Source organism: Belnapia sp. (genome assembly GCF_059504005.1).
Genome location: NZ_JCACHU010000175.1, coordinates 13,083 through 30,177, shown reverse-complemented (window position 1 = coordinate 30,177; position 17,095 = coordinate 13,083). Strand labels below are relative to the sequence as shown.

14 protein-coding genes are annotated in these 17,095 nt (G+C 73.1%); 5 read left to right on the top strand and 9 right to left on the bottom strand.

Features of this window, described 5'->3' with window-relative positions; all coding sequences use genetic code 11:
- Positions 1–111: 111 nt before the first annotated feature.
- The 3 genes from AC5JJ1_RS27760 to AC5JJ1_RS27750 are packed head-to-tail and all read right to left on the bottom strand — an operon-like array spanning position 112 to position 6,472.
- Positions 112–1,356, bottom strand: coding sequence for an MFS transporter (locus AC5JJ1_RS27760; protein ID WP_495788357.1), 1,245 nt, complete (start codon positions 1,354–1,356; stop codon positions 112–114).
- The gene (locus AC5JJ1_RS27755; RefSeq protein ID WP_495788356.1) at positions 1,353–1,835 is read right to left on the bottom strand and encodes a mismatch-specific DNA-glycosylase; all 483 of its coding nucleotides are present in this window, start codon (positions 1,833–1,835) and stop codon (positions 1,353–1,355) included. Before AC5JJ1_RS27755 ends, AC5JJ1_RS27760 begins: the two co-directional genes overlap by 4 nt.
- A complete protein-coding gene (locus AC5JJ1_RS27750) occupies positions 1,832–6,472 on the bottom strand; it encodes an NAD-glutamate dehydrogenase (protein WP_495788355.1) in 4,641 nt (1,546 codons plus the stop codon). Before AC5JJ1_RS27750 ends, AC5JJ1_RS27755 begins: the two co-directional genes overlap by 4 nt.
- A gap of 108 nt (positions 6,473–6,580) precedes the next feature.
- On the opposite strand from AC5JJ1_RS27750, the gene AC5JJ1_RS27745 reads away from it, so the two are divergent.
- Together AC5JJ1_RS27745 and AC5JJ1_RS27740 are read left to right on the top strand one after the other, a co-directional pair.
- Positions 6,581–7,804: a cupin domain-containing protein gene (locus AC5JJ1_RS27745; protein ID WP_495788354.1), complete on the top strand. Its 1,224-nt coding sequence runs from the start codon at positions 6,581–6,583 to the stop codon at positions 7,802–7,804.
- Positions 7,801–8,238 (top strand): OmpA family protein, encoded by a 438-nt coding sequence (locus AC5JJ1_RS27740; RefSeq protein ID WP_495788353.1) that lies wholly within the window; start codon positions 7,801–7,803, stop codon positions 8,236–8,238. Before AC5JJ1_RS27745 ends, AC5JJ1_RS27740 begins: the two co-directional genes overlap by 4 nt.
- A gap of 18 nt (positions 8,239–8,256) precedes the next feature.
- On the opposite strand, the gene AC5JJ1_RS27735 is transcribed toward AC5JJ1_RS27740, so the two are convergent.
- Together AC5JJ1_RS27735 and AC5JJ1_RS27730 are read right to left on the bottom strand one after the other, a co-directional pair.
- A complete protein-coding gene (locus AC5JJ1_RS27735) occupies positions 8,257–8,643 on the bottom strand; it encodes a hypothetical protein (RefSeq protein WP_495788352.1) in 387 nt (128 codons plus the stop codon).
- Between the two features lie 97 nt (positions 8,644–8,740).
- On the bottom strand, positions 8,741–9,706 hold the full coding sequence (locus AC5JJ1_RS27730) for an NAD(P)H-dependent flavin oxidoreductase (RefSeq protein WP_495788351.1): 966 nt from the start codon (positions 9,704–9,706) through the stop codon (positions 8,741–8,743).
- On the opposite strand from AC5JJ1_RS27730, the gene AC5JJ1_RS27725 reads away from it, so the two are divergent.
- The 3 genes from AC5JJ1_RS27725 (at position 9,705) to AC5JJ1_RS27715 (ending at position 12,768) form a co-directional block, all read left to right on the top strand.
- The gene (locus AC5JJ1_RS27725; RefSeq protein WP_495788350.1) at positions 9,705–10,577 is read left to right on the top strand and encodes a VOC family protein; all 873 of its coding nucleotides are present in this window, start codon (positions 9,705–9,707) and stop codon (positions 10,575–10,577) included. The two genes, AC5JJ1_RS27730 and AC5JJ1_RS27725, sit on opposite strands and share 2 nt — an antisense overlap.
- A 116-nt stretch (positions 10,578–10,693) precedes the next feature.
- A complete protein-coding gene (locus AC5JJ1_RS27720) occupies positions 10,694–12,196 on the top strand; it encodes a flavin-containing monooxygenase (RefSeq protein ID WP_495788349.1) in 1,503 nt (500 codons plus the stop codon).
- A 2-nt stretch (positions 12,197–12,198) separates the two neighbouring features.
- A complete protein-coding gene (locus AC5JJ1_RS27715) occupies positions 12,199–12,768 on the top strand; it encodes a Yip1 family protein (protein WP_495788348.1) in 570 nt (189 codons plus the stop codon).
- Here the strand turns inward: AC5JJ1_RS27715 and AC5JJ1_RS27710 are convergent.
- From AC5JJ1_RS27710 to AC5JJ1_RS27695, 4 genes are all read right to left on the bottom strand, one after another.
- Complete coding sequence (locus tag AC5JJ1_RS27710) at positions 12,758–12,940, bottom strand: hypothetical protein (RefSeq protein ID WP_495788347.1); 183 nt, start codon at positions 12,938–12,940, stop codon at positions 12,758–12,760. The two genes, AC5JJ1_RS27715 and AC5JJ1_RS27710, sit on opposite strands and share 11 nt — an antisense overlap.
- An 83-nt stretch (positions 12,941–13,023) precedes the next feature.
- Positions 13,024–14,853 carry a translational GTPase TypA gene (typA, locus tag AC5JJ1_RS27705; protein WP_495788346.1) on the bottom strand — a complete coding sequence of 610 codons (1,830 nt, stop codon included), beginning with the start codon at positions 14,851–14,853 and terminating at the stop codon, positions 13,024–13,026.
- A gap of 195 nt (positions 14,854–15,048) precedes the next feature.
- A complete protein-coding gene (locus AC5JJ1_RS27700) occupies positions 15,049–15,984 on the bottom strand; it encodes an ATP synthase subunit B family protein (RefSeq protein WP_495788345.1) in 936 nt (311 codons plus the stop codon).
- Between the two features lie 51 nt (positions 15,985–16,035).
- A complete protein-coding gene (locus tag AC5JJ1_RS27695; RefSeq protein ID WP_495788344.1) occupies positions 16,036–17,049 on the bottom strand; it encodes an adenosine kinase in 1,014 nt (337 codons plus the stop codon).
- Positions 17,050–17,095 lie beyond the last annotated feature (46 nt).

Here is a 17,095-nt window from a genome sequence, read left to right as displayed (position 1 = left end):
CCCAGTTTTCGGCCGGAGAGCCCGTGGCTCGCGGCGGCCGCCGTGCCGGCCTAACGAGCGGGGCGGGCTGTAGATGCAAAAGACATCAATGAATCTAAACGAATCCCGGCGCTACTGCCGCTCCCGCAGGCCGGCCAGGATCGCCGCGCCGAGGGCAAGGAAGACAATGACCGTCGCCATCCCCGCCCGCTGGCTGCCCGTCGCCGCGGTGACGGCGGCGAGCACCGCGGGGCCAAGGAAGCCGGTGACGCGCCCGCTGAGGGCGAAGAGGCCGAAATGCGCCGCCACCTCCTCCGGCGGGGCAAGGCGGGCCATCAGCGTGCGGCTCGCCGCCTGGGCCGGGCCGATGAAGACCCCGAGCGCCAGGGCGAGGGCCCAGAAGGCAGGCTTCCCCTCCACCACCAGCAGCCCGGCGCAGAGCAGGACGAGGGCGCCGAGCGAGACCATCACCGTGCGCTTCGACCCCATGCGGTCCTCGATCAGGCCGAAGCCGGCGGCGCCCAGCCCGGCCGTCAGGTTGAGGGCGATGCCGAAGACCAGGATCTCCTCAAAGCTCATGCCGAAGACGCCGGCGGCATAGATGGCGCCGAAGGCGAAGAGGGTGTTCAACCCGTCGGTGTAGAAGAGCCGGGCGACGAGGAAGCGGGCCATCACCGGGTTGCGCGGCAGGCCGCGCAGCAGGCGGGCGATCTCCGCCATGCCGCCGCGCGCCGCCGCCCACCAGCCGGGCTTCGGGCCCTGGCTGCCGGGGAGCAGGGCGAGGACCGGCCAGGCAAAGGCGGCGACCCAGGCGGCCGTCAGCAGGGCCGTCGCCCGCACCGGCTCGGCGCTCGCCGCATCCAGGCCGAAGAGGGGCGGCTTCGGCTGTACCAGGACGAGGAGCGCGACGACGAGGCAGGCGAGGCCGCCGGCATAGCCGAGGCCCCAGGCCAGGCCGGAGACGCGGCCGATCTGCGCCGGCGCCGCCACCTCCGGCAGCAGCGAGTTGTAGAAGACCGTGCCGAGCTCGAAGGCAACGGTGGCGAGGCCGACGCAGGCGAGCGCCCAGAGCGCATGGTCGGGCCGCGGCTCGGCGAACCAGATGCCGGCCGTCGCCACGACCATGACGGCGGTGCAGAGGCCGAGCATCAGCCGCCGCCTGCCGCCGGCATCGGCGACCGCGCCGAGGGCGGGCGAGAGCAGGGCGATGGCGATGCCCGCCGCGGTCTGCATCCAGCCCCATTGCGCCTGGCCGGTTGCCGGGTCCGGGGCGATGCCCTTGGTGAAATAGGCGGCGATGACGAAGGTGGAGACGACGGTGGGGAAGGCGCTGTTCGCCCAGTCGTAGAGGGCCCAGGCCCAGGCCTGGCGGGTCATGCCAGGCGCCGGCCGAGCTCGAGCCAGGGCGCCTCCTGCCAGCTCCGGCAGGCGAGGCCGGAGGTGGAGGGCAGCACCATCACCGGCGGCGCCCCCTCCCACCAGCCGAAGCGCGGCGCGCGGAGGCCAAGCCAGCACGAGGCCGCTGCCTTGCCGTTGAAGGCGAGCAGGGTCGGCGCCGCGGCGGCGAGCCGGGCGCGGAGGCCGGGCAGGTCGTAGCCGTCGCGCGGCAGCGAGGCATCCGGCCCGAAGGCGGTCTTGCAGAGATCGGTGAGGCCGATGCCGAGCTCGAGCAGCAGGGGGTACTCCTCCGGCCGGAAGCGCCGCGGCGTCAGGCCGATACGGTGCAGGATGTCCCAGAATTTGTTGCCCGGCCCGGCGTAATAGGCGCCGCGCGCGGCGGAGACGGTGCCCGCCGCGCTGCCGCAGATCACCAGCCGCAGCCCCGGCCGCAGCAGGTCCGGCAGGACATGGCTCACGCCACCGTCGCCAGCGCCCGCACCGCGACGCCGAGCGCCGCCAGGTCGCCGGCCATCGCCGCCTCCCGCGCCAGGGCCAGCGGCGGCTCGGCCCGCGGTGCGGTGCCGGCGAGGCGGGCGGCGGCGAGCCTGGCCTGGGTCGCGCCGAGATCGGCGAGCAGCGCCGCCCGGGCGCGCGGGCCGAAGGGGCCGGGCACGGGGGCGGCATGGGCGGCGCCGCGCAGCGCCTCGATCCCGTATTCGGCGCCGATGGCGGACCAGGCGCCCGCAGCCTCCTCCGGCGTTGCCCCGGTGGCGCCGGCAAGCTGGAGGATGACCGGCGCGGCGGCCAGCCGCCCCGCGGCGGAGGCGAGCGACACCGCCTCCTCCGGCAGGCCGGCCGCACGCCAGGCGGCGGCCTCGGGCCCCGGCTCGGTGCCGGCGACCAGGGCCTCGACGCCGGGGCGCAGCGCGGCGAGGGCCAGCTCCAGCGGGCGGGGGGCATCGAGCAGGCCGAGCGCCGCCTCCTCCTGCAGCCGGCGCAAGGCGAGCAGCAGGTCGAGCCGGGCGGGGGCCGGGGCTGCGCAGGCATCCGCCGCATCGGCCGCGCCGGGCAGGGCGAAGACCTCGCCCGCCAGCCAGGCGGCGCGGGCGAGGGTCACCGGGTCGGCCGCCGCCGCCAGCCGGCCGAGCGCGGCGCAGCCGAGGCGGTTCGCCACCTCGTTGGCGATGGCGGTCGCCACCAACTCCCGCCGCAGCCGGTGGCGGGCGATCATCTCCGGGAAGCGCGCCCGCAGGGGCTTCGGGAAGTAGGCGAGCAGCATGGGGGCGAAGACCGGATCATCCGGCAGGTCGCTCTCCTCGATCGCCTCCGTGAGCCAGAGCTTGGCCAGCGGCAGCAGGGCGCAGATGCCGGGGCGGGCCAGCGCCTCGCCGGCGGCGATGCGGCCGGTCATGGCGGCTGCATCGGGCAGGCCGGCGACGGCGCGGTCGAGCACCCCGGCCGCTTCCAGCCGCAGCATCAGCGCCGCCTGGCCCGGCAGCGCCTCGGCCCCGGCGCGCTCCTCGAGCGAGACGGCGAGCGCCTGCTGGGCATTGTCGCGCAGCACCAGCTCCGCCACCTCGTCGGTCATCTCGGCGAGCAGCGCGTCGCGCTGGGTGCGGGTCAGCGCGCCGGAGGATTCGGCATCGGCGAGCAGGATCTTGATGTTCACCTCATGGTCGCTGGTGGACACGCCGGCCGAGTTGTCGAGCGCATCGGTGTTGATGCGCCCGCCCGCGCGCGCGACCTCGACCCGGCCGGCTTGCGTCACGGCGAGGTTGGCCCCCTCCCCCACGACGCGGGCGCGGATCTCGCCGCCGTTGACGCGGACCGCGTCATTGGCGCGGTCGCCGGCCTCGGCCTGGCTCTCGCCGCTCGCCTTCACATAGGTGCCGATGCCGCCGAAATAGAGCAGGTCGACCGGGGCGCGGAGGATGGCCTGCATCAGCGCCGCCGGCTCGACCCGCTCCGCCTCGATCCCGAGCAGGGCGCGCACCTGCGGCGAGAGCGGGATGGTCTTCAGGCTACGCGGGAAGACGCCGCCGCCGGCCGAGATTTTCGTCGTGTCGTAATCCGCCCAGGAGGAGCGCGGCAGGGCGAAGAGGCGCTGCCGCTCGGCGAAGGAGGCGGCCGGATCGGGGTCCGGGTCGAGGAAGATGTGGCGGTGGTCGAAGGCGGCCACCAGCTTCGTGTGCGGCGAGATCAGCAGGCCGTTGCCGAAGACGTCGCCCGACATATCGCCGACGCCGGCACAGGTGAAGTCCTCGGCGAAGATGTCGTGGCCCAGCTCGGCGAAGTGCCGCGCCACCATCACCCAGGCGCCGCGCGCGGTGATGCCCATGCCCTTGTGGTCGTAGCCGGCCGAGCCGCCGCTGGCGAAGGCATCGCTCAGCCAGAAGCCGTATTCGGCGGAGAGGCCGTTGGCGATGTCGGAGAAGGTCGCCGTGCCCTTGTCGGCGGCGACGACCATGTAGGGGTCGTCCCCGTCGCGCCGCACCACGCGCGGGGGCGGCACCACGCCGGCGGGAGAGAGGTTGTCGGTGATGTCGAGCAGGCCGCGGACCAGCAGGCGGTAGCAGGCGACGCCCTCGGCCTGGAAGGCCTCGCGCTCGGCGGGGATGTTCTTCAGGACGAAGCCGCCCTTCGCGCCGGTCGGCACGATGACGACGTTCTTCACGCGCTGGGCCTTCATCAGCCCGAGGATCTCGGTGCGGAAATCCTCCCGCCGGTCGGACCAGCGGATGCCCCCCCGCGCCACCGGCCCGGCGCGGAGATGCACGCCCTCCATCCGCGGCGAATGGACGAAGACCTCGCGCCAGGGCCTTGGTGCCGGCATCTCGCCCGCGGCGGCGCTGTCAATCTTGAGCGAGAGGTAGTCCTTGCCCTGGAAGTAGTTGGTCCTGAGCACCGCACCGAGCACGGTGTGCAGGCGGGAGAGGATGCGGTCCTCGTCCGGGTTCTCGACGGTGTCAAGCAGCGCGCGCCAGGCCTCCTCCAGCCCCGCCTCCTCGCCGCGCGGCCGGTCCGGGTCGAAGCGGGCATGGAAGAGGTCGAGCAGCAGCCGCGCCGCGGCGGGGTGTGCAGCCAGCGCCGCCTCGACGCTCGCCTGCGCGAAGGCGAAGCCGACCTGCTTCAGCCAGCGATAGAGCGCGCGCAGCAGCCAGCATTCGCGCCAGCCGAGCCCGGCCCGCAGCACGAGGCGGTTGAAGCCATCCGCCTCCGCCCGTCCGTCGAGCAGGGCGGCCAGCGCCTCGAGGAGGGCGGGGAAGCAGGCGGGCTCGACCGCCGCGCCAGGCTCCAGGGTGAAGACGTGTAGCACGACCTCACCCGCCCCGGCGGGGGTGAGGCGGTGCGGCAGCTCCTCGATGGCGCGGAGGTCGAGGCTCTCGAAGAGCGGCAGCGCATCGGCGAGCGGCAGCGGGCCGCCGGGATTGGCCAGGCGCAGCACGAGGCCCGCCGCGCCCGGCGGCCGGGCCAGCGCCGCAGCAGGGCGGCCTTCGGCCAGCGCCCGCTCGGCCAGGGCGAGGTCGGCCGCGCCCTCGGCGCCGGTCGCCGTCTCGCGGTAGCCGGGCGGGAAGGCATCCTGCCAGCGCGCCAGCAGCGCCGCGGCGGCGGCCTCGCCCCGCTCGGCGGCGAGCGCCTCCGACAGCCGGTCGCCGAAGCCGCGCGCCGCCTGCGCGACGGCCGCCTCCAGCGCCGCCTCGTCGAACTCGGCCGGCCGCGCCGGGTCGGTGCCGATGATGTAGTGCACCCGCGCCAGCGGCGAGTCGCCGAGCGCGATGTACCAGGCGCTCAAATGCCCGCCGCAGGCCCGCGCCAGCATGGCGCCGACGCGCTCGCGCAGCCGCGTGTCGAAGGTGTCGCGCGGCAGCCAGACGATCGCCGAGACGAAGCGGCCGAAGGGGTCGCGCCGCAGCGCCAGCGCCGGGCGCGGCCGGATCTGCAGGTCGAGCGCGCGGCGGGCGGCGGCCAGGATCTGCGGCTCCGGCGCCTGGAACAGCTCGTCGCGCGGCCAGGTGTCGAGGATGTTGCGCAGCGCGCGGCCGTCATGCGCCTCCGGGTCGTAGCCGGCGGCGCCGAGGATGCGGGCGACCTTCTCCGCCAGCAGCGGGATGCTGCGCGGGTTGCGGTTGTAGGCCGCGGCGGCGAAGAGGCCGAGGAAGAGCCGCAGCCCGACCACGCCGCCATCGGCGCCGAGCACATCCGTCACCACCACGTCGGCATGCTGCGGCCGGTGCACGGTGCTCCGCATATTGGCCTTGGCGATGGTGACGGCGGCGCTGTCGGCCAGCGCGGCGCGCAGCTGGGGCGAGAGGGCACCCTCGCCGCGCAGCACGTCGAAGACCGGCAGGGCGGCGTCGCGCAGCAGGCCAAGGTTTTCCGCCTCCACCGCGCGCAGCCCGCCCTCCGGCGTGAGGTCGAGGCGGCGATGGCCCAGCAGGACGAAATTGTCCTCGCCCAGCCAGCGGAGGAAGCCGATGGCGCCCGGCTCGGCGCGCGGCGCCACCTCCTCCGCCGCCTGGCGCAGGAGCGCAGCCATGGCGGGGAAGTCCTCGACGGCGCGGCGGGTATCGCCCAGCGCCCGGGTCAGCGCGGCCTCGAGCCCGGCCCAGTCGTCCGGCGCCACGGCGGGCTGGCCGGGCAGCAGCGCGGTGGGCGCGGCGCCGAGGGTGATGCGCATCATGCTCTCCGGACGCGCCTCCCCCTGGCCCTCGCCGCCGAGGGAGAGCAGCCGCCCGGCCGCATCGCGTCGGACCGGCACGACGGGGTGGAGGAGCTGGCGCACCACCCGCCCCTGCCGGGCCAGCGCCCCGAGGGCGCTGTCGACCAGGAAGGGCATGTCGTCGGTGACGATCTCTGCCACCGCATGCGGTCCCTGGCCGGCAGCGGGGGGGATAAGGCGGATGCGGGCCGTGCCGGGCGGCCGCTGCTCGGCGAGGGAGAAGAGGCTGGCGGCGGCGGCGGCCACCGCCTCCGGCGCGGCGAGTTCGGTGGTCGGCACCCCGGCATGCAGGGTGCGGAGCAGGAGGGCGGCCTCGGCGGGCAGGGCGGGGGCTTGGCGGCGCAGCGCATCCTCCGCCAGGTGGAACAGTTCAAGCCGGGCCGGCTCGGTCATCCGTTGCATCCCCCAAGGTTCCTTGGGGCCTCTCTTCGCGGCTTATGCCGCCCGCCGCAAGCCTCACGAACGGTCCCGCTCGGGCGCGCGATCTGCTACAGGGGGCCCATGACCTTGACCCTTGCCGAGCTGCTCGCCCCGGTCACGCCGGAGCGGTTCTTCGCCGAGCATTACGACCGCAAGCCGCTGCATGTGCCGGGCGGGGCGGCGAAATTCGCCCATGTCCTGTCCTGGCGGCAGATCAACCGGCTGCTGGACATGACGCATATCTGGTCCGGCCATTCGCTGCAGCTGGTGATGGACGGCACGCCGGTGCCGCCGGAGCAGTATTGCGGCCGCGCCACCAGCCGGGACAACGCGCAGGTGCTGCAGCCCGAGGCGCCGAAGGTGCGGGACTGGGTGAAGCGCGGCGCCAGCATCGTCATGAACGACGTGGACAGCCTGACGCCCGGCCTCGCCGCCGTGTCCGCCGCGCTGGAGGGCGCCGGGCTCGGCAAGGCGCAGGCGAATGTCTACATCTCCTGGCAGAGCCACAAGGCCTTCCCCGCGCATTTCGACACGCATGAGGTCTGGGCGGTGCAGGTCGAGGGCGAGAAGACCTGGAACCTCTGGGAGGGCCGGGCAGAATGGCCGATCGCCCACCCCGTCTTCCGCGGCATGTCCCAGGCGCAGCACGAGCAGCAGAAGGGCCGGCTGCGCGAGAAGGTCACGCTGCGGCCGGGCGACCTGCTCTACCTGCCGCGCGGCTGGTACCACGACGCGCTGGCCGAGGCGCCGGCCTCCGTCCACATCGCCTATGGCGTGCACGCGCCGCTCGGGATGGACCTGCTCAACATCCTGGTCGAGCGGGCGCTCTACGACCCGGAGTTCCGCAAGCCCCTGCCGCGGCAGGACGGCTCGGCGGCGGCGAGGTTCGCGCTCACCAGCCGGGCCGGGGCGCTCGGCCAGCGCCTGGCCGAGCTCTGCCGGGAGCCGAAGGTGATGGAGGTGCTGGAGCGCTTCGTCGCCGACTACCGGTTCCACCGTGGCGGCAATGACCTGCTGGCTGCCCGCGGCATCGCCCCGGCCGGCGAGGCCCCGGCCGCGGAGGCCGATGCGCCCGCCTTCCGCGTGCTGGCGCCGGGGGCGAAGCCGGTGCGGCGCGGCGCGGATTGGGTGCTGAAGACCGCCGGCGGCGTGCTGCCGCTCGCCGGCGCCGAGGTGGAGGCGGCCGGCTGGCTGCTCGCCCGGCCGGATGTGGCGGAGGCAGAGCTGCGTGCTGCCCATCCCGGCGTCGACGCCGCGGCGCTGCTGGCGCGGCTCCGGGATGCGGGGCTGCTGGCGGCCGCATGATGATCCCGCTGCTGGCCGCCGCCCTGCTGCTGCCTGGCCTGGTCACGTCCAAGGGGGCCTGGGCGCAGCCCCGCCCCTTCACCTGCATCGGCGCCGAGCAGCTGGAGGATGATGCCTTCGCCATTCCCTTCGCCCGTGGCGACGCCGCGCCGCGGGCGGATGCGCGGGCCAACCTGGACGCCGCCGCCGACCGGGCGAAGCGGGAGCCGGAGCGGATGCTCTGCGTGCTCGGCCATGCCGGGCCGCAGGAGGGCGGGGCGCAGGCCGGGTTGCAGCTTGCCGCGAAGCGGGCCGGGGCGGTGGCCGAGGCGCTGTCGAAGCTCGGGGTGGAGCGCGACCGCATCCGGGCCGAGGCGCGCCGCGCCGCCTTCGCCCGCGGCGCGGTGCCGGTGGAGCGCAGCGTGACGGTGGTGCTGCTGCCCCCGGCGCCCTGAGGCGCGGCCCGGCTCCGATCAGGCGACGCCGCCCGGACTGAGCTCACCCTGGTCGGCCGTCACCGGTTCGACCGCGACAAGGCTGCTGTCGAGCCAGGGGGAAACCTGGCTTGCCAGCCTTGGGTCCTTTTGCGCCGCGATCGTGTACCGGCCGGCAGCGAGCCATCGGGCCTCCTCGACCGAGGCGGCAAGGGTCTCGCACGGGCCCCTGTACCAGCTGAGGAGCCAGGCGGGATCGGCCAGTCCATCGGGGATGGGGCACAACCTGAACCGGGATGTCGTCATCGTTCCGCACCGAATGAAGGAGCCGAAAAAGGACAGAGGCCCTTCCCTTTTCGTTGCGGTACGAGTGGCATGGCGATCCGGATGCACGGCCCTGTCCGGAACCGGCCAGACTTTGATCACGAACTGGTGATGGTCTGGTTCCGTCCGTCTCCTGCCCGACCGGCGAGGCGGAAGCCGGTGGGCAGGCAGGCCGTGGCGAGAGCGGTGCGCCTTCCCCTCACCCCATCATGGCGCGCAGGCGGGCGAGGCCGGCCGCGGCCTCCTCGGCCATGCGGGCGACGATGGCGCCGGCGGGCTCCACCCCGTCGATCAGGCCGACGCATTGTCCGGCCCAGACATAGCTGTCCTCGAGGTCGCCGGCATCGGTGCCGCGGGCATTGGCGGCGCCGGCGATCATGGCGATCAGCTCCTCACGCAGTGCGCCGGCGGCCTCAGCGGCGACGATGCGCTCGGCATGCGGGCTGCGCAGGACCCGGCCGGGCATGCCGAGGGTTCGCTTGATCAGCATGGTATCGGTGGGTGCGGCGGCGGCGAGGGCGTGCTTGTAATTGTCATGGGCCACGGCCTCGGCGCTGGCGACGAAGCGGGTGCCCATCTCGACCCCCTCGGCGCCGAGCGCCAGCGCCGCCAGCAGCCCGGCGCCGGTGGCGATGCCGCCGGAGGCGAGGACCGGGATCTTCACCGCGGCGACGGTGCGGGGAACCATGACCATCGTCGTCTCGTCGGAGCGGCCGATATGGCCGCCGCCCTCGTAGCCGACGGTCGCCACCATGTCGGCGCCGGCGGCCTCGGCCTTCCGCGCCAGCTCGGGCCCGGCGGTCAGCACCAGCGTCTTCGCCCCCGCCTGCTCGCAGCGGCGGATGAAGGGCGCCGGGTTGCCGGCGGTGAGCGCGATGATCCGCACCCCCTCCTCCAGCGCCGCCTCGAGGCCCGGGGTGATGTCATTGCGGCCGATCGGGAAATTCACCGCGAAGGGCATGCTCGTCAGGCGACGGCAGCGGCGGATCTCGGCCCGCAGCGCCTCCGGCCCGTCGAGCCCCGCCGTGCTGATCTGGCCGAGCCCGCCGGCGTTGGACACGGCGGCAGCGAGGGCCGAGAAGGCCACGCGCGCCAGCCCGCCCTGCACGATCGGATAGCGGATGCCGAGCAGGCGGGTGACGCGGGTTTCGATGGCGTAGGACATGGCGCCCCTGGGGCTGGAGGACATCGCGGTCATGCTGACGCATCTGGGCGGGATCGACCATGGCGTGGCGCTGGTGCGGAACCTCGATGCCGCGGCGGCGAGCTTTGCCCGCCTCGGCTTCGCCGTGGCGCCGCGCGGGGTGCATTCGGCGGAGATGGGCACCGGCAATCACTGCATCATGCTGCGCGCCGACTATGTGGAACTGCTCGGCGTGCTGGCGCCGGCCGCGCGCAATGCGGGCTGGCGCGCCGCGCTGGCGGAGCGGGAGGGCATCTCCGCCATCGCGCTCCGCGCCCATGACGCCGAGGCCGGCGCCGCCGAGCTCGCGGCCCGGGGCGTCGCCTCGCTGCCGGTGCAGCGCTTCGGCCGGCCCGTTCCCATGCCGGATGGCGTGCCGGCGGAGGCGCGCTTCCGCACCTTCCACCTGGCCGAGGCGCCGGCGCCCGGCCTCCGCCTCTTCGCCTGCGAGCATTTGACGCCGGAGGCGACCTGGATGCCCGGCCTCGCGGACCACCCGAACACCGCCGAGGCGCTGGCCGGCATCGAGGTGCTGACGGCCGACCCCGTCGCCGCGGCCGAGGCGGTGGGCCGGGTGCTGGACAGCGCACCGGTGGCCGAGCCGGATGGCGCGATGCGGGTGGAGACCGGGGCGGCGCCGCTGGTCTTCCTCACCGGGCTGCATCGCACCGGGCGCTATCCCGGCCTTGACCTTGCCGGCCTGCCGCCAGCGGGGCCGGTGACGCTGGCGGTGCGGGTCGCCAGCCCCTCCGCCGCCGTGCGCGCCGCGGCGGGGACCGGGGCGATGGAGGGTTGCTTCGGCCTGGCCGTGCCGCCGGCCATGGCGCATGGGCTGATCCTCGCCTTCCGCTGAGCGGCGGTCGCGACAGGGTGACCCTGCGGGCGAATGGCCCCGCCAGGGCGATCCTGCTTGTTCGACCGGTAGGCTGCTACCATTATCGGCGCCTCCAGCAAGGAACAGCAGGGACGATGTCCGAAGCCGCCATCCTCGAACGGTCCTCCCCGCAACAGGCCGAGCATGTCGACGTGCTGATCGTCGGCGCCGGCATCTCCGGCGTGGGCGGCGCCTATCATCTGAAGGTACAGCGCCCGGGCGCCAGCTTCCTCGTGCTGGAGGCGGCCGAGACCTACGGCGGCACCTGGTGGACGCACAAGTACCCCGGCATCCGCTCCGACAGCGACCTGCACACCTTCGGCTACCGCTTCAAGCCCTGGACCGGCACGCCGATCGCGACCGCCGACGAGATCCGCAAATACATGGGCGAGGTGATCGAGGAGAACGGCCTCGACCGGCATATCCGCTACCGCCACACCATCCACTCCGCCCGTTGGTCGAGCGCCGAGAACCGCTGGACCGTCGAGGCGACGCGCGGCGACACCGGCGAGGCGGTGACCATCACCGCCGGCTTCCTCTGGATGTGCCAGGGCTATTACCGCCACAACCATGGCTACATGCCCGACTGGCCGGGCAAGGAGCGCTTCCGCGGCGCGCTCGTGCATACCGAGACCTGGCCGGAGGACCTCGACTATGCCGGCAAGCGCGTGGTCGTCATCGGCTCCGGCGCCTCGGCCGCGACCATCGTGCCGGCCATGGCCGGCAAGGCCGCGCATGTGACGATGCTGCAGCGCTCGCCCACCTATTTCCGCACCGGGCGCAACGCGATCGAGCTGGCGGAGGAGCTGCGCAAGCTGCAGGTCGACGAGACCTGGATCCACGAGATCGTCCGCCGCAAGATCCTGCTGGAGCAGACCGTCTTCACCGAGCGCTGCTTCGCCGAGCCGGAGAAGGTGAAGGCCGAGATGCTGGCCAACCTCCGCTCCATCCTCGGGCCGGACTACGACCTCGACACCCACTTCACCCCGAGCTACCGGCCCTGGCGCCAGCGCATCGCCTTCGTCCCCGATGCCGACCTGTTCCAGGCGGTGGCGCGCGGCGATGCCTCGGTCGTCACCGACGAGATCGAGCAGTTCGACGAGGCGGGCATCCGGCTGAAGTCGGGCCAGCACCTGGAGGCGGACATCGTCGTCGCCGCCACCGGCTTCCACCTCAACGTCCTCGGCGACATCGCCTTCGAGATCGACGGCAAGCCGCTCGCCTTCCACGAGACGGTGACCTATCGCGGGATGATGTTCACCGGCATCCCCAACCTGGCCTGGGTCTTCGGCTATTTCCGCGCGAGCTGGACGCTGCGGGCGGACCTCGTCGGCGACTTCGTCTGCCGGCTGCTGCAGCATATGGAGGCGAAGGGGGCGAAGCGCGTCGAGGTGGCGCTGCGGCCGGAGGATCGGGACATGCCGATCCTTCCCTGGATCGACCCCGAGAACTTTAACCCGGGCTACCTGATGCGGGGGATGCACCTGCTGCCGAAGCGCGGCGACAAGCCGGAATGGCAGCATACCCAGGACTACTGGACGGAGAAGGATGCCTTCGCCGCCATCGACCTCGACGACGCCGCCTTCGTCTACCGCTGACCATGGCGCTCTTCGAACGGGCCAAGGCCCTCCTCCAGCGGCCCGAGCAGGAATGGCGGGCGATCGCGGCCGAGCCGGCGGATACGGCGAGCCTCTTCCAGGGCTATGCGGCGCCGCTCGCGGCCATTCCGGCGGTGGCGGGCTTCATCGGTTCGGCGATCTTCGCCAGCTATCTCGGCAGCGTGCTCGGTGCGCGGATCGGCGTCTTCAGCCTGCTGGCGAATGCCGTGCTGAGCTACCTGCTGGGGCTGCTCGGCCTCTGGATCTGGGGCAAGGTGATCCAGGCGCTCTCGCCCCGCTTCGGCGGAGCGGCGGACGAGACCTCGGCGATGAAGCTCGCCGTCCATACGCCGACGGCGGCTTGGCTGGCTGGGATCTTCGCCCTGATCCCGCCGCTGGCGATCCTCGCCTTCCTCGGCCTCTACAGCCTCTACACCTTCTACAAGGGAGCGCCGATCGTGCTGCGCATGCCGCAGGAGCGGGTGGGCGGCTTCACCCTGGCCGCAGTGCTGATCGGAATCGTGGTGAATTTCCTCGTCGCCATGGTAGCGGGCCTCGCCTTCAGCCTGTGACGGGCCTGCTGGCCGGCCAGAGGTTTCCGCCGGTCAGCCAGGCGTAGAAATCGGCCGGCTGGGTGGCGCGGGGCTGGGGGGCCGGCTCGGCGGCCCGGCCCCGCTCCTCGGCGTAGATGGCCTCGAGCCGGGCGCGGATGGCGGCGAAATCCTCGGCGATGGGCGTGGTCACGGCAGCATCCTCGGTCCGGATCGGGAAGGTTCCGGCATCATGCCACCGGAGCCTTCCCGAATCATGGACAAAGGCCGCTTTTTTTACGCCGCCTCGCTATCCGCGCGGCGGGCGTGCTTTTTCCGCTCATGCGGGTCGAGGTAGCGCTTGCGCAGGCGGATCGCGCCCGGCGTCACCTCCACCAGCTCGTCATCCTCGATATAGGCGATGGCCTGCTCGAGGCTCATCCGCCGCGGCGGGATCAGCAGCAGCGCCTCGTCCTTGCCGGCGGCACGGATGTTGGTGAGCTTCTTCTCCTTGATCGGGTTCACGTCCAGGTCGTTGTCCCGGCTGTGCTCGCCGAGGATCATGCCGACATAGACCTTGACGCCCGGATCGACAAAGAGCGTGCCGCGCTCCTGCAGGTAGAACAGCGCGTACTGGATCGCCTCGCCGTCGGAGTTGGAGATCAGCGAGCCGTTGCGCCGCCCCTCGATCGGCCCCGCCCAGGGGAAGTAGCCGAGGAAGAGGCGGTTCATCATGCCCGTGCCGCGCGTGTCGGTCATGAACTCGCCGTGGTAGCCGATCAGGCCGCGCGAGGGGATGTGGAAGGTCAGCCGGACCTTGCCGCCGCCCGACGGGCGCATGTCCTGCATCTGGCCCTTGCGTTGCGACATCTTCTCGACGACGACGCCGGAATAGGCCTCGTCCACGTCGATCAGCGCCTCCTCGAAGGGCTCCTCGCGCTCGCCGGTCTCCGGGTTGTCGCGCGTGAGCACGCGGGGGCGGCCGATGGTGAGCTCGAAGCCCTCGCGGCGCATCTGCTCGATCAGCACGCCGAGCTGGAGCTCGCCGCGGCCGGCCACCTCGAAGGCGTCCACTTCCTCGGACACCTTCACCTTGATGGCGACGTTGCCCTCGGTCTCCTTGAATAGCCGGTCGCGGATCTGGCGCGACGTCACCTTCTTGCCCTCGCGGCCGCCGAGCGGGCCGTCATTGATGCGGAAGGTCATGGCGAGCGTCGGCGGGTCCACCGGGATGGCGGGCAGCGGCTCCGTCACGTCAGGCGCGGCGATGGTGTCCGGGATGGTCGCATCCGAGAGGCCGGCGATGGCGATGATGTCGCCCGCCTGGACCTCTTCGACCGGGACGCGGTCGAGGCCGGAGAAGGTCATCAGCTTGGTCAGCCGCCCGCTCTCGACCACGGTGCCGTCCTGGCGCAGCACGCGGACGGGCATGTTGACGCGCGCCGTGCCCTGCTCCACGCGGCCGGTCAGGATGCGGCCGAGGAAATTGTCGCTCTCGAGGATCGAGGCGTTCATGGCGAAGGGCTTGTCGAGCTCGACCTTCGGCGGCGGGACATGGCTCAGGATCAGGTCGAACATCGGCGAGAGATCCTTGCGGGCCCCTTCCAGCTCGAGATCGGCCCAGCCCTGGCGGCCGGAGGCGAAGAGGGTGTGGAAGTCGAGCTGCTCGTCGGTCGCGCCGAGGGCGGCGAAGAGGTCGAAGACCTCATTGTGCACCTCGTCCGGGCGGGCGTCCTGCCGGTCCACCTTGTTGATGACGACGATCGGGCGGAGGCCGCGGGCCAGCGCCTTGGTCAGGACGAACTTGGTCTGCGGCAGCGGCCCCTCGGCGGCGTCGCAGAGGACGATCGCGCCGTCGACCATGGAGAGGATGCGCTCCACCTCGCCGCCGAAATCGGCGTGGCCCGGGGTGTCGACGATGTTGATCTTCACGCCCTTCCACTCGACGGCGGTGGACTTGGCGAGGATGGTGATGCCGCGCTCGCGCTCCAGGTCGTTGCGGTCGAGGGCGCGCTCGGCGACGGCCTGGTTGGCGCGGAAGGCGCCGGCCTGCTTCAGCAGGTTGTCGACCAGCGTGGTCTTGCCATGGTCGACATGCGCGATGATCGCGACGTTACGGATGTCCATTGCGGGGCCTTGATTCCGGTGCCGTCGCAACGCAGGGCAAAGCCCGGCCTCGGCAGCCAGGGGCGGCTGGGGGTCGGGCAGGGCAGGCTGGCGGCTTGTTGCAGCGCACACATAGGCCTTCGCCGGGCAAAAAGCGAGGGCCGAGTGCGGGAAACGCGGGCGGGAGGGGCTGAAGCCCGCTCCCGCCCGTCGTGCTCAGCGCCCGTAGGACTGGTTGGGCGCCGGATTCGCCGGGGTGCCGCTGGCATTGCCGCTGCTCGGCGTGCCCATGGTGACGGCGCCGCCGCTGTGGCTGCGGCCGCTGCCGGTCACCTGCGGCGTCGGCGTGGCGCCGGGCGTCGGCGCGGCGCCGACCCCGCCGGCCCCATGGTTGGTGGCGCCATGGCTGGTCGCCGGTTGGCCGTCGCGCCGGGTCTGCATGTCCCGCGGGGCGTTCATCCCGGTGCCCTGCACGCGGAGGATGCCATCGGCCCGGCTCATCGAGCGGCCGGCGGCGCCGCCATCCTGCATCATCCCGCGGCCATAGGTGCCCTGGCCGGACATGCCGCGGTCCGACACACCCTGGTCGGGCAGGCCCTGGGTCATGCTGCCCGGATACACACCGGTCTGCCCCATGCCGGAGCTCATGCCGGAACCCTGCATCGGCATCGAGGAGGCATCGGCACCGCTGGACATGCCGGTGCCCTCGCGGCGGAGGATGGCGATGGCCTGCTGCATCTGGGTCTGGGCGCCGGCGCGGTCGCGGCTCTGGAGGGCGCTGCGGGCGGAGGCCAGGCTGTCGAGGGCCGGGCTGCGCATCGGCTGGCCGGCGCGGTCGGCGGGGATGCTGCGGGTCAGCAGGCGGGTCTCGCTCTGCTCGAGCAGCTCGTTCGCCTGGGCGGTGCGGCCGCGGCGGAGCGCCTCGCTCGCCTCCTCCACCAGGCCAGCGGCATCCTGGCGGTTTTCCTCACGCATAGCCCGCCGCTCGGCGCGGCGCTCGCTGTGCATGCCGTGGTGGCGCTGATGCATCATGCCGCTTTCGGCCGAGGAATGGGCGCCGGACATGGTCGCCGGGCCGGACTGCGCCAGGGCCGGCGCCGCGAGCAGCGCGAGGCCGAGCGTCGTGGTGAGGAGCGTGGTCTTGCGTGTCATGGGGGCGTCTCCTTTGGCCTCCGGCCGAAAGGGGACGCGGCCGGGCCTTGCTCAGCCCAACACGGAGGAGACGGGGCGGTTCCCCGGAACGGTCGCAACCAGGGCTTTCAGATCGGATTGCGGCCTTGCACCGAAATGGGAAATCACCTCGGCCGCGGCGATGGAGCCCCAGCGCCCGCATTCCGGCAGCGGCAGGCCGCGGGTGAGCGCGGCGAGGAAGCCGGCGGCATAGGCATCGCCCGCCCCGGTGGTGTCGACGACGGTGGTGGGCGAGGCGGCGACCTCTTGCCGCTCGCCGCCGGCGAGGATCAGGCTGCCCCGCTCGCTCCGGGTCAGCGCGACCAGCGCCACCTCCTGCGCGGCCTGGGCCGCGGCGGCCTCGAAATCGGTCTGGTAGAGGGCGGCGATCTCGGCCTCGTTGGCGAAGAGGATGTCGACCTCGTCGCGGACCAGCCGGCGGAAGGCCTCGCGGTGCCGCTCCACGCAGAAGGCATCGGAAAGGCTGAGCGCCACCTGCCGGCCAGCGGCATGGGCCGCGCGGGCGGCGGCGCGGAAAGCCTCCTGCGCCGCCGGCGGGTCGAAGAGATAGCCCTCGAGATAGGTCACCTTGGCCCGCGCGACCTCGGCCGGGTCGACATCCGCCGGGGAGAAGGCGGTGCAGGCGCCGAGGAAGGTGTTCATCGTCCGCTGCGCATCCGGCGTGACCAGGATGAGGCAACGCGCCGTCGGCGCCCCGCCCTGCAGCGGCGCGGTCGGGAAATGCACGCCGGCGGCGCGGATGTCATGGGCGAAGACCCGGCCCAGCGCGTCATCCGCCACCTTGCCGAGATAGCCGACCCGCGCCCCGAGCGCCGCAGCGACCGCGCAGGTGTTGCCGGCCGAGCCGCCGGAGCTCTCCACCCCCGGCCCCATCCGGCCATAGAGCCCCTCCGCCTCCTCCGCGCCGATCAGCCGCATCGCGCCCTTGTCGAGGCCCTCGGCGGCGAGGAACCCGTCCTCGGCGCGGGCGAGCACGTCGACGATGGCGTTGCCGATGCCGAGAATGTCGAGGGTTGGCTCGCTCATGGGACCTCATGCGGGGCGTTGGGGCCGGGGCATTGTGCCCCGGTCC

Excerpts from the sequence above, each read along its gene's own strand:
- AC5JJ1_RS27760 (WP_495788357.1), bottom strand. The coding sequence starts at position 1,356 with ATGACCCGCCAGGCCTGGGCCTGGGCCCTCTACGACTGGGCGAACAGC.
- AC5JJ1_RS27750 (WP_495788355.1), bottom strand. The coding sequence starts at position 6,472 with ATGACCGAGCCGGCCCGGCTTGAACTGTTCCACCTGGCGGAGGATGCG.
- AC5JJ1_RS27745 (WP_495788354.1), top strand. The coding sequence starts at position 6,581 with ATGACCTTGACCCTTGCCGAGCTGCTCGCCCCGGTCACGCCGGAGCGG.
- AC5JJ1_RS27740 (WP_495788353.1), top strand. The coding sequence starts at position 7,801 with ATGATGATCCCGCTGCTGGCCGCCGCCCTGCTGCTGCCTGGCCTGGTC.
- AC5JJ1_RS27725 (WP_495788350.1), top strand. The coding sequence starts at position 9,705 with ATGGCGCCCCTGGGGCTGGAGGACATCGCGGTCATGCTGACGCATCTG.
- AC5JJ1_RS27730 (WP_495788351.1), bottom strand. The coding sequence starts at position 9,706 with ATGTCCTACGCCATCGAAACCCGCGTCACCCGCCTGCTCGGCATCCGC.
- AC5JJ1_RS27720 (WP_495788349.1), top strand. The coding sequence starts at position 10,694 with ATGTCCGAAGCCGCCATCCTCGAACGGTCCTCCCCGCAACAGGCCGAG.
- AC5JJ1_RS27715 (WP_495788348.1), top strand. The coding sequence starts at position 12,199 with ATGGCGCTCTTCGAACGGGCCAAGGCCCTCCTCCAGCGGCCCGAGCAG.
- typA (WP_495788346.1), bottom strand. The coding sequence starts at position 14,853 with ATGGACATCCGTAACGTCGCGATCATCGCGCATGTCGACCATGGCAAG.
- AC5JJ1_RS27700 (WP_495788345.1), bottom strand. The coding sequence starts at position 15,984 with ATGACACGCAAGACCACGCTCCTCACCACGACGCTCGGCCTCGCGCTG.
- AC5JJ1_RS27695 (WP_495788344.1), bottom strand. The coding sequence starts at position 17,049 with ATGAGCGAGCCAACCCTCGACATTCTCGGCATCGGCAACGCCATCGTC.